This window comes from Nocardiopsis protaetiae, from assembly GCF_045446735.1.
Classification (GTDB): domain Bacteria; phylum Actinomycetota; class Actinomycetes; order Streptosporangiales; family Streptosporangiaceae; genus Nocardiopsis; species Nocardiopsis protaetiae.
The window spans coordinates 1-1,996 of the sequence record NZ_JBJJBV010000498.1 but is presented as its reverse complement, the minus strand read 5'-3'; the positions used below and the strand labels follow the sequence as shown (position 1 = coordinate 1,996).

Sequence of the window (1,996 nt, the reverse complement as noted above, 5' to 3'; positions counted from 1 at the left end):
GGAGGAGTGGAGGGGTGGAGGAGTGGAGGGGTGGAGGAGTGGAGGGGTGGAGGAGTGGAGGGGTGGAGGAGTGGAGGGGTGGAGGAGTGGAGGGGTGGAGGAGTGGAGGGGTGGAGGGGTGGAGGGGTGGGTGGGTGGCCGGGGGTCGGGTGACCGGAGGGTCGGCTGAACAAAAACGGTTTGAATGGTTTGACCATTGACGACCAACCGGAAACAGGCCACCTTCACAACACAGTGAAGTCGGCCTGTAACCGCACAGGGGCCCGATCGCCGAAGTTCGACGGTCGGGCCCCTGCATATGCACGGTCACGACACTTTGTCACCCCGCGCCCACACAGACGGAGCTACCGTCCAGGTCGCGGGCCTCGGATGCCAGAGATGACTACAGAGCCATAACAGCCTGACAGCGAGTCGGCACCAACGCGCATTTCGCGCTTTCGAACAACGAACTTCCGTGATTAAGCTCCGCTAACGCTCCCGATTAAGTCATGCCACACATCGCGGGCATCAGGGCGCAAGAGCACCATCCGGCACGGCTGCACCATGCAGCGCGTGCTCGCCGGTTGAACGGAGTGACCACATCATGGCAAGCAAGAAGGTCCTAGGCCTCACTGCCGCAACCGCGGCCCTGGTACTGGGGCTGACCGCGTGTGGCGACGGCGGCGGTAATGGCGACGGCGGCGACGGCGCCGGCAGCGGCGACGCCTTCCAGTTCGGCATCCTCTACCCCCAGACCGGTAGCCTCGCGTTCCTCGGCCCGCCCCAGCTGGCCGGCGCCGAGTACGCCATCCAGGAGATCAACGCCGCCGGCGGCATCCTCGGCACCGAGATCCCCGACCCCATCCAGGGTGACGAGGCCGGCGACGCCGCCCAGGCCAACGAGGCCGCCAACTCGCTCGTGTCCGACGGCGTCCACGCCGTCATCGGCGCGGCCGCCTCCGGCATGACCCAGGCGAGCTACGACACCATCACCGGTTCGCAGATCGTCCAGTGCTCCGGCTCCAACACCGCACCGGACCTCACCAACATCGACGACGGCGGCTACTACTTCCGTACCGCCCCCAGCGACCTGCTCTCCGGCCCGGTCATGGCCCGCCAGATCGTCAACGACGGCAACCAGAGCGTCGCCATCGTCTACCGCGCCGACGACTACGGGGAGGGCTACGGCCAGGGCCTGCAGGCCGAGCTGGAGAACCTCGGCGCCGAGGTCGTGGCCAGCGAGTCCTACGACCCCGACACCACCACCTTCGCCTCCGTGGTCGGCGCCGTCTCCGACTCCGACGCCGACGCGATCGCCCTGATCTCCTTCGAGGAGGGCGCCCAGGTCATCGCCGAGCTCCTGGAGACCGGCACCGAGGGCGACCAGCTCTACATCACCGACGGTCTCAACAGCCCCGAGCTGGGCACCTCCGTCAACGAGAGCGACCCCGAGATCGTCACCGGCATCACCGGTGTCGCGCCCGGCGCCGACAACCAGCCGTTCAACGACGGCCTGGCCGAGTTCGCCCCGGACCTGGAGACCTTCCAGTTCGGCCCGCAGGTCTTCGACTGCGTCACCGTGATCGCTCTGGCCGCCGAGGCCGCCGGCAGCGTCGTCCCGGCGGACTACGTCGCCGAGCTGGGCAACGTCAGCGCCCCGGAGGGCACCGAGTGCACCTCCTTCGCGGAGTGCCGTGACCTGATCGCGGACGGCGAGGAGATCAACTACCAGGGTGTCAGCGGGAACATCGACTTCGATGAGAACGGTGACCCGACCTCGGCGACCTTCCAGATCTTCCACTTCGGGGAGGACGGGTACGAGACCCTCGGGTTCGAGGAGTACTCGGTCAACGAGTAGTGGGTAGTGAGTGACGGGTAATTGAGTTGGTAGTTGGTAACTGGTAAGTAGTACCGCCGCGCCACCCATCACCCCCCAAGCGCCCCGGGCCCCCACGGCCCGGGGCGCTTTGTTGTGGTTGGGGTTGTGTGGTTCACCGGCGCGGTTCACTGGGTGGGG

At 67.1% G+C, this 1,996-nt stretch carries 1 protein-coding gene; it reads left to right on the top strand.

The window, feature by feature from the left end; genetic code table 11:
• The first annotated feature begins 583 nt into the window (after window positions 1–583).
• Window positions 584–1,837 (top strand): ABC transporter substrate-binding protein, encoded by a 1,254-nt coding sequence (locus tag ACJOT3_RS34300; protein WP_406977293.1) that lies wholly within the window; start codon window positions 584–586, stop codon window positions 1,835–1,837.
• The last annotated feature ends 159 nt before the right edge of the window (window positions 1,838–1,996 follow it).